We start from the raw sequence: 8,516 nt of genomic DNA, 5'->3' as shown, positions 1-8,516 counted from the left end.
TAACAGTGCCAGTTCGTCCGGAGTCACACCGACAGCGAACCGCCGAACCGCCAACCTGCCCAGACCCCGCGCAACACGTAACAAAGCACTACTAGCCGGTGCGTCCGGTCCGGGCCGAGCCCGGACCGGACCTCGGCGTGGGTAGGCTCGCGGGATGGCTGAGGAACAGGGAAGCGTGCGGGTGGACGTCTGGATCTGGTCGGTCCGGCTGGCCAGGACGCGTGCGCTGGCGGCGGCGGCCTGCAAGGCCGGGCATGTCCGGGTGAACGGCGAGCGGGCCAAGCCGGCGCAGACCCTCAGGCCCGGGGACGAGGTCCGGGTCCGCGAGGAGGGGTACGAGCGGGTCGTCGTGGTGACCAAGCCGATCCGCAAGCGGGTCGGCGCCCCGGTCGCGGCGGAGTGCCTGGTCGACAACAGTCCGCCGCGGCCGCCGCGCGAGTTCGTGGCCCCGACCTTCGAACGGGACCGCGGCGCGGGGCGCCCGACCAAGCGGGAGCGCCGCGACCTGGACCAGCTGCGCGGCGGGCGGTAGCCGCTCGCACGGGGAAGGGCCTCACCCGGCGGCGGTGTCGCCGCGGAACCCCACACCGCCCGCCGCGCGCTGTCGCGTCAATTCCTCCCGGTACGCACCGGATGCGCGGCCTGCAGGGCGAGCCGCCGCGGGGCGTCCTCGCCGATCCGGGTGAGCAGGTCGTCCAGGGCGAGGAAGGCCTCCCAGCGCTCGCGGCCGGTGGCGGCGGCCAGCCGCTCGACCACCCGGTCCTCCAGGTCGCGGACCCGCTGGTTCTTCCAGGCCTTGTCGGCCAGGCTGACCAGCAGGTCCTCGGTGGTGGTGCCGGGCTCGCCCCAGCTCGCGTGGGTGCGGGCGAAGCGGGCCAGTTCCTCGGGGACGCCGCGGGCCGACAGCAGGGCGTGGCCCGCGGGTTCGTGCGCGGAGCCCGGGCCCGAGAGCTCCTCGGGGTGGACGACCTTGCCGATGTCGTGGGTGGCGGCGCCGTAGCGGACGGCGTGGTGGTCGAAGGCCAGGCCCTCGGCGGCGCAGAACTCGACGACCTGCTCGGCGACCTGGTGCACCAGCGCGAGGTGGGCGACCAGTCGGGGCGGGGCGTCGACGCTCCGCAGCAGTTCGGCGACGTCGGTGGGCAGCGGCGGCAGGTCGGTGGTCACGCCGCAGGGTAGCCGGGAGGGTGAGGGATTGTCAGTGCCCGGACGTAGTCTGCTCGGTGTGGGGGCGGCCGGCCCCCGGCGCCGGAGGGGGGCGCCGGGGCCGGCCGTCGTCACGGACCCACGTTCGGGCCGGGTCCGGTCACGGCTTGAGGGCGACGCCGGCGTAGGCGGAGACGTCCTGCCAGCCCTCGGGCAGTTCGGTGGTGCGCAGGTGGCCCGCGGTGGGGCGCCAGAGCGGGAGTTGGACGAGGCCGGGGCCGACGAACTCGAAGTCCCCGAAGAAGGGTTCGACGCCGGCCCGGGGCCGCAGGACCAGCGGCGCGCTGGCGCTCCGGTAGATCCGGGTGCCCTCGGCGGCGCTCTCGCGGGAGGCGAAGTCGGGGCTGCCGTGGGAGAGGATCAGGGCGCTGCCGGGGGCGAGCACCTCGCGCAGGGTGCGGACGATCTGCTGGGCGCCCTCCTCGTCGCGTATGAAGTGCAGGACGGCGACGAGCATCAGCGCGACGGGCTGGGACAGGTCGATGGCGGCGCCCAGCGCGGGGTGGCGCAGGATCGCCTCCGGGTCGCGCAGGTCGGCCTCGATGACCGAGGTGTGCCCGGCCGGGTGCCCGGCCAGCAGGGCGCGGGCGTGGGTGGCGACGATCGGGTCGTTGTCGACGTAGACGACCCGGGCGTCCGGGGCGACCCGCTGGGCGACCTCGTTGGTGGAGCCGACGGTCGGGATGCCGGTGCCGATGTCGACGAACTGGCGGATCCCCCGGCCCGCCGCGAACTCGACGGCCCGGCCCAGGAACTGGCGGTTGGTGCGGGCCAGCAGCGGCAGCGCCGGGTAGGCGGCGATGGCGGCCTGGGCGGCCTGGCGGTCGGCCTCGAAGTTGTCCTTGCCGCCCAGGTAGTAGTCGTACATCCGGGCGGTGTGCGGGATGCCGGTGTCGAGCTCGCTCGGCGGCTGCCAGTCGTCCGCTCTGGCCCACTCCCAGCCGGTGCGGGTGTCCTGGTCGACGGCCGCGGTGTCCTCGTGGTGCATCATGTTCCGCCCCCAATGCGCAATGCCGGAATGTGCCTACTGCCCCGTAACACGCGGTGCGCGGTGATCGTATCCAACGACACGCCGTGGAAACAGCGGGAGTTCAGGTTCCTGCAATACCCGGAAGACGGAGTGTGTGCACGTCAAAGACGGTGCGCCGGACGGCGTCGGACGGCGCTGCCGGATCGCCGGGAGGGTCCGTCCTCTCTATGCTGGCTGCCGATGACTGCCGACCGCCGCACCGTACTGCGCACCGCCGCCAAGCTGGCCGCCCTGTCCGCCGCCGGCGGACTCCTCACCTCCTGCGGCAGCGGCACGCCCCGCCGGGCCGACACCGGGACGCTCGCCGCGCACCCCGGCAGTGTCGACCCGCAGCACACCACCGACCCGGCCTGGAACGGCGGCGAGGGGCCCGCCTCCCCCGCCCCGACCACCCCGGGCGCCGCGGGCGAGCCGCAGCCCGGCGGCGAACCGACCCCGGCCGCCGCCCAGGCCTCGGCGCCGGCCTCCGCACCGCCGACCCCGCCCGTCCTGACGCCGCTGGCGGCCGGCACCCCGTACGAGGTGGTGTACGGGCCGCGCACCGGCAAGAACGTGGCGCTCACCGTCCACGGCAGCGGCGACCCGAAGCTCGCCACCACCCTGCTGGAGGCCGCCGAGCAGCGCGGCGTCAAGCTGACCGTGATGGCGGTCGGCAGCTGGCTGGACCAGCAGCCGCAGATGGCCCGGCGGATCCTGGACGGCGGCCACGAACTGGGCAACCACACCCAGAACCACCTCAACATCTCCGCGATGACACCGGACCAGGCCCGTGCCGAGATCGCCCAGTGCGCCGACCGGCTGACGAGGCTGACCGGCTCGATGGGCCGCTGGTTCCGCCCCTCCGCCGCGCAGTACGCCACCTCGATGGTGCGCGACCAGGCCAAGGCCGTCGGCTACGAGCACGTGCTGTCCTTCGACGTCGATCCGCGGGACTACAACGACCCGAGCGCCGCCGAGCTCCAGCGCCGGGTGCTGGGCTCGGTGCGCGGCGGCTCGGTGGTGGCCCTGCACATGGGGCACCAGTGCACCATCGACGCGCTGCCCGCGATCCTGGACGGGCTGGCCAAGGCGGGGCTCAAGCCGGTCACCGCCAGCCAGCTGTGTGCGTGACCGGCCCCGACCGGAACTCCCCGCCCCCGACTGAGCTCCCGCCGAAGCCGGTCAGGCCATCGGGTCGTCGTCCTTGTACGGGCGCAGCCGCAGCGTCCGGGCGTCCACCGCGCGGATCGCGTCGGCCTGTGCGACCAGCTCCGCCAGGTCGTCCCGCCCGGCGTGGATGAACCGCCCGTGCAGCGCGTCGAAGCGGCCGCGGGCGGCGTCCACGGTGACGGCGACCATGTACGGGATCGAGCCCCAGGCCTTCATGTCCCGGAACATCGGCATCCCCGCGGTCATGTCGGTGGCCACCGCGCCGGGGCTGATGTCGAGCACCACGACGTCGTGCTCGGCCAGCGTGTCCGCCATGTTGTCGGAGAGCTGGAGCAGCGCGCCCTTGGAGGTCGCGTACGCGGTGTAGTGGCCGTCCGGGCGCAGCGCGAAGCCGGAGTTGAGGTTGACCACCCGGCCGCTGCGGCGGGCGACCATGCCGGGCAGGACGCAGCGCAGCAGGTTGTAGGGGCCGCGCAGGTTGGTCTCGATCACCTGCCACCACTGGTTGGGGTCGGTCTCCCAGAGCGGCACCTCGGCGCGGTCGACCAGGCCGGCGTTGTTGACCAGCAGGTCGACCGGGCCGAGGTCGCGCTCGACCAGCCGGACGGCCTCCCGGACCGAGCCGGGGCGGCAGACGTCCCCGGTGACGGCGACGCCCCGGGAGCCGTGCTTGACGCACTCCTTGAGGGTGTCGGTCAGCGTCTCGTGGGTGCGGCCGACCAGGCCGACGGCCATGCCCTCGGCGGCCAGGCCGACGGCGATCTCGCGGCCGATGCCCCGGCCGCCGCCGGTGACCAGGGCGACCTGTCCTGTGAGCGATCCCGTCGGCACCGTGTGCTCCCTTCCCGTCCCCGGCCCCCGTCTGCGGCATTCTGTCCGGCGGCGGGCGGCGGCGGGCCCGGGCGCACCCGCAGGCGGTGCGGCCTCACCCGATCGGGGGGCCGTCCGGGCTGGCACTGTGCCGGGGAGGGGGTGACCTACTGGCGAGTACGGAGTAGTAACGTCGTCGGGGCGGTGACCGGTGCACCCATTCCGGTACACCGACCCGTTGACCAGCGAGCTCGCTGGGCCACCAGTTCGCTGGGCGACCCCCAGCACCACCGAAGGGCAACTGAGTGAGTGACATCGCACGCGTCGGAGTAGTCGGCTGCGGTCTCATGGGGTCGGGCATCGCCGAGGTCTTCGCCCGGGCCGGACTGGACGTCCTGGTGTCGGAGGCCAGCGGTGAGGCGCTGGAGTTCGGCCGCACCCGGCTGACCAACTCCCTGGACACGGCGGTCAAGCGCGGCAAGCTGAGCCCTGAGCAGCGGGACGAGGCGCTGTCCCGGCTGTCCTTCACCACCGACCTGTCCGACTTCGCCGACCGCGACCTGGTGGTCGAGGCGGTCGCCGAGCGCGAGGACATCAAGGTCAAGATCTTCCAGACCCTGGACCAGGTCGTCGAGCGCCGGGACGCGATCCTGGCCTCCAACACCTCCTCGATCCCGATCGTGAAGCTGGCCGCCGCCACCTCCCGCCCGGAGCAGGTCATCGGCCTGCACTTCTTCAACCCGGCGCCGGTGCAGAAGCTGGTCGAGGTCATCCCGACCCTGACCACCTCGGCGACCACCACCGAGCGGGTCGAGGCCTTCGCCACCCAGGCCCTCGCCAAGGAGCCGATCCGGGCCCGCGACCGGGCCGGCTTCGTGGTCAACGCCCTGCTCGTGCCGTACCTGCTGTCCGCGGTGCGGATGTTCGAGTCGGGCGTGGCCACCGCCTCCGACATCGACAAGGGCATGGAGGCCGGCTGCGCCCACCCGATGGGCCCGCTGCGGCTGTGCGACCTGATCGGCCTGGACACCATCGTCTCGATCGCCGAATCGATGTACGACGAGTACAAGGAGCCGCTGTACGCCGCTCCCCCGCTGCTGTCCCGGATGGTCGACGCCGGCCTGCTGGGCCGCAAGTCCGGCCGCGGCTTCTACACGTACGACGCCCCCGGCGGCCGGACCGTGGGCTGCTGGCCCAGCAGGAACGTTTCCTCGCCGGGCAGGGCTTCCTCGCGGCACCGGTCGACATCCGTGCCTGGGCCGACCCGGAGCCGCTCCGCGCCGCGCGCGACCTGCTGCGCGGTCGGCGGGCTGCGGGAGGGGAGCAAGTGGCGAGCGTGTCCAGCTGACCGTCCGCTCGTTCGTCCGGCCAGTCGGCAATGCCGGTCAGCCGTGCCGCTCGGTGGCGTCGGTCGGTGCTGCCCGACGCCGCCCGTTGCCGTCCGAGGCCGCTCGGCGGAGTCCGGCGGAGTTCAGCGAACAACTTTCAGCGAACAACCTTCAGCGAACAGATTTCAGATAACAGAGTTCAGCGAACAACTTTCGAAAGTTGTCAGCTGTCATCTGTCACCCGTTTTGGAGACCCCGTGAACACCGCCCGCCTCGCCCTCGCCGCCACCGCGCTGCTCGCCACCACCGCTCTGGCCGCCTGCGGCTCGTCCGCCGACGGGGGCAGCGCCTCCGCCGCAGGCGGGCCCGGCGGCAAGGCCGACGCCGTGCTCCGCCTGCCCGACCCCGGGAACAACGGCTTCCTCGCCCGTGGCAAGAAGGACGGCTCGCTGGACCGGGCCCTGGCGGCGGTCCACGCCAAGGTGGCCTGGACCGGCAGCGCGGGCCCCTTCGCCCCCGCCGCGCAGGCCCTGTCCGCCGACCAACTCGACGTCGCCCAGGGCTCGATCACCTCGGCCGTCGCCGCGCTCGCCCAGAAGCCCGGCTTCAAGCTGTTCGCCCAGACCGCCCCCGACGGCGTCGGCGAGGGCATCCTGGTCAAGAACGACTCGCCCATCAAGACCGTGCAGGACCTGGTCGGCAAGAAGGTCGCCGTCTCCCAGGGCGGCACCAGCGAGTACCTCCTGCTCAAGGCGCTGGAGAAGAACGGCGTCCCGGCCGACCAGGTCCAGCGGGTCTACCTGCGCGCCGACCAGACCTCGGGAGTCTTCAACTCCGGCCAGGTGGATGCCTGGGCGACCTGGAACACCTTCTCCACGCCCACCATCGCCAACGCCGGCGCGCACTTCCTGGTCGACGGCAAGGCGATCGGCTCCGACAACTACGCGGTCTGGGCGGTGCGCAACGGCTTCGCCGACAAGCACCCCGATGTGGTCAAGGCCTTCTACGCCTACCTGCGCGACAACGGCGCCAAGGAGAAGGCCGATCCGGCCGCCTACCTCAACGTCTTCACCGACTCCGGCCCCACCGCCGTCACCCCGGCCGAGAAGGACGTCGCGGTGAACGTCAGCCGGCAGGGCACTCCGGCCGACGCCATCTCGGCGGCCGACACCGCCCGCTTCGGCACCGTCGCCCAGTTCTTCGCCGACCAGAAGGTCACCAAGCAGCTGGTCGACGTCAAGCCGTACCTGATCGACATCGACACCTTCGGCGGTGGTGCCAAGTGACCGTGCTCGCAAGGGAACAGGATTCCGAGGGCACCCGGGCGGCCCGGGCCGCGGGCCTGGTGACGCCGCGTGCCCAGCTCCGACGGCCCCGTCCGCGCGCCCTCGCCGTGCTGCTGCGCACGCTCGGTCCGCTGGCGCTGCTCGGCGGCTGGGCGCTCGCCTCCGCCACCGGCGCGCTCACCCAGGATGTGCTCGCCTCACCGTCCCAGGTCGCCGAAGCGGTCGGCGAGTTGTGGGGCAACGGTCAGCTGACCGACGCCCTCACCGTGTCGCTCACCCGGGCCGGACTCGGACTGCTGCTCGGTGCCACCACGGGACTGGTGCTCGGCGTGGTGACCGGATTCACCCGCCTCGGCGAGGAACTGCTCGACTCCGCGATCCAAGTCCTGCGCACCGTACCGTTCCTGGCGCTCGTCCCGCTGTTCATGGTGTGGTTCGGCATCACCGAGACCGCGAAGGTCGCCCTGATCGGGGTGGCCACCAGCTTCCCGATGTACGTCTCCGCCTCGGGCGGGGTCCGCAACACCGACCGCAAGCTGGTGGAGGCGATGCGCAGCTTCGGCCTGGGCCGCTGGGCGATCGTACGGACGGTCGTGCTGCCCGGGGCGCTACCCTCCCTGCTGTCCGGCCTGCGGCTCTCCATGACGCTCAGCGTGATCGCCCTGATCGCCGCCGAGGAGATCAACTCCACCGAGGGCATCGGCTACTTGATGGCCCAGGCCCAGAACTACTCGCGCACCGACGTGCTCGCCGTCTGCATCCTGATCTACGGTCTGCTCGGCCTCGCCGCCGACGGCATCGTCCGGATCCTGGAACGGCTGCTGATGCCGTGGCGCCGCGCCGTCCGAGGAGCTGCCCGATGACCGCCCCCACCGACTCGGCCTCCGCTCCGGCCTCGACCGTGAGCGCTGCCGTGAGCACCGCCGCGAGCGCCACTGAGACCGCCGCCGCGACCGCCGAAGATACCGACCCCGCCGTCCATCTGCGCGGCCTGCGCCGGGTGTTCGGCACCAGGGCCGTACTCGACGGCGTCGACCTGTCCATCGCCCGGGGCGAGTTCGTCGCCCTGCTCGGCGCCAGCGGCACCGGGAAGACCACCCTGCTGCGGATCCTCGGCGCGCTGGACCAGGCCGACGGGGGCACCGTGCTGGTGCCGCCGGTCCGCACGGTGGTCTTCCAGGAGCCCCGACTCGTCCCCTCCAAGCGGGTGTTGGCCAATGTCACGGTCGGTCTGCCGCGCGGCGCGGCGACCCGGGAGACCGGGCTGAAGGCACTCGCCGAGGTGGGCCTGGAGCGGCACGCCGAGGACTGGCCGGCCACCCTCTCAGGTGGCGAGGCACAGCGCGTCGCACTGGCCAGGGCGCTCGTGCGCGAACCGCAACTCCTGCTCCTGGACGAACCGTTCGCGGCACTGGATGCCCTGACCAGGCTGCGGATGCAGGACCTGGTCGGCGATCTCGTCCGCTGCCACCGCCCCGCCGTGCTGCTGGTCACCCATGACGTGGACGAGGCCGTCCGGCTCGCCGACCGTGTCGCCGTTCTGCGTGACGGTCTGCTGGTCCGGGACGAACCCGTCGGTGTCGAACGCCCCCGGGACCCGGCCGACCCCGCCTTCGCCGACCTGCGCCGCCGACTGCTCGCCGACCTCGGCGTCCACTGAACCGGCGCTCCGCCACGCCGTCACCACGCCATCGCTCCACCACTCCA

8 protein-coding genes and 1 pseudogene are annotated in these 8,516 nt (G+C 72.9%); 6 read left to right on the top strand and 3 right to left on the bottom strand.

Annotated features, from left to right (window positions below; translation table 11 throughout):
* Window positions 1–154: 154 nt before the first annotated feature.
* Window positions 155–532: an RNA-binding S4 domain-containing protein gene (locus tag ACFXPX_RS35635; protein ID WP_375890911.1), complete on the top strand. Its 378-nt coding sequence runs from the start codon at window positions 155–157 to the stop codon at window positions 530–532.
* A 77-nt stretch (window positions 533–609) separates the two neighbouring features.
* Here ACFXPX_RS35635 and ACFXPX_RS35630 read toward each other — a convergent pair whose 3' ends face one another.
* Both ACFXPX_RS35630 and ACFXPX_RS35625 read right to left on the bottom strand, forming a co-directional pair.
* Window positions 610–1,167, bottom strand: a complete 558-nt coding sequence (locus ACFXPX_RS35630) for an HD domain-containing protein (RefSeq protein WP_380592476.1) — start codon at window positions 1,165–1,167, stop codon at window positions 610–612.
* A 139-nt stretch (window positions 1,168–1,306) separates the two neighbouring features.
* Window positions 1,307–2,197 (bottom strand): SAM-dependent methyltransferase, encoded by an 891-nt coding sequence (locus ACFXPX_RS35625; protein ID WP_380644527.1) that lies wholly within the window; start codon window positions 2,195–2,197, stop codon window positions 1,307–1,309.
* Between the two features lie 219 nt (window positions 2,198–2,416).
* Here ACFXPX_RS35625 and ACFXPX_RS35620 point away from each other — a divergent pair, with 219 nt between their 5' ends.
* Window positions 2,417–3,346, top strand: coding sequence for a polysaccharide deacetylase family protein (locus tag ACFXPX_RS35620; RefSeq protein ID WP_375890906.1), 930 nt, complete (start codon window positions 2,417–2,419; stop codon window positions 3,344–3,346).
* A 51-nt stretch (window positions 3,347–3,397) separates the two neighbouring features.
* Here the strand turns inward: ACFXPX_RS35620 and ACFXPX_RS35615 are convergent, their stop codons facing one another.
* Window positions 3,398–4,216, bottom strand: coding sequence for an SDR family NAD(P)-dependent oxidoreductase (locus ACFXPX_RS35615; protein WP_380644526.1), 819 nt, complete (start codon window positions 4,214–4,216; stop codon window positions 3,398–3,400).
* A 284-nt stretch (window positions 4,217–4,500) separates the two neighbouring features.
* Between ACFXPX_RS35615 and ACFXPX_RS35610 the strand changes: the two are divergent.
* The 4 genes and pseudogenes from ACFXPX_RS35610 to ACFXPX_RS35595 form a co-directional block, all read left to right on the top strand.
* Window positions 4,501–5,355 (top strand): annotated as a pseudogene (locus ACFXPX_RS35610) (3-hydroxybutyryl-CoA dehydrogenase); the annotation flags it as partial.
* A 425-nt stretch (window positions 5,356–5,780) separates the two neighbouring features.
* Entirely contained in the window at window positions 5,781–6,809 is a 1,029-nt protein-coding gene (locus ACFXPX_RS35605; RefSeq protein ID WP_380521096.1) for an ABC transporter substrate-binding protein, read from the top strand.
* The gene (locus ACFXPX_RS35600; RefSeq protein WP_375891412.1) at window positions 6,806–7,672 is read left to right on the top strand and encodes an ABC transporter permease; all 867 of its coding nucleotides are present in this window, start codon (window positions 6,806–6,808) and stop codon (window positions 7,670–7,672) included. The genes ACFXPX_RS35605 and ACFXPX_RS35600 overlap by 4 nt, the downstream gene beginning before the upstream one ends.
* On the top strand, window positions 7,669–8,469 hold the full coding sequence (locus ACFXPX_RS35595) for an ABC transporter ATP-binding protein (protein WP_380644525.1): 801 nt from the start codon (window positions 7,669–7,671) through the stop codon (window positions 8,467–8,469). The genes ACFXPX_RS35600 and ACFXPX_RS35595 overlap by 4 nt, the downstream gene beginning before the upstream one ends.
* The last annotated feature ends 47 nt before the right edge of the window (window positions 8,470–8,516 follow it).

It is taken from the genome of Kitasatospora sp. NPDC059146, assembly GCF_042786665.1.
Lineage (GTDB): Bacteria > Actinomycetota > Actinomycetes > Streptomycetales > Streptomycetaceae > Kitasatospora.
Note: the sequence above shows the minus strand (reverse complement) of the source record. Positions and strands in the feature narration are given on the sequence as shown.

Bases quoted from the DNA above. Each gene is read 5' to 3' on its own strand.
- ACFXPX_RS35635 (WP_375890911.1), top strand. From the start codon at position 155: ATGGCTGAGGAACAGGGAAGCGTGCGGGTGGACGTCTGGATCTGGTCG.
- ACFXPX_RS35620 (WP_375890906.1), top strand. From the start codon at position 2,417: ATGACTGCCGACCGCCGCACCGTACTGCGCACCGCCGCCAAGCTGGCC.
- ACFXPX_RS35595 (WP_380644525.1), top strand. From the start codon at position 7,669: ATGACCGCCCCCACCGACTCGGCCTCCGCTCCGGCCTCGACCGTGAGC.
- ACFXPX_RS35625 (WP_380644527.1), bottom strand. From the start codon at position 2,197: ATGATGCACCACGAGGACACCGCGGCCGTCGACCAGGACACCCGCACC.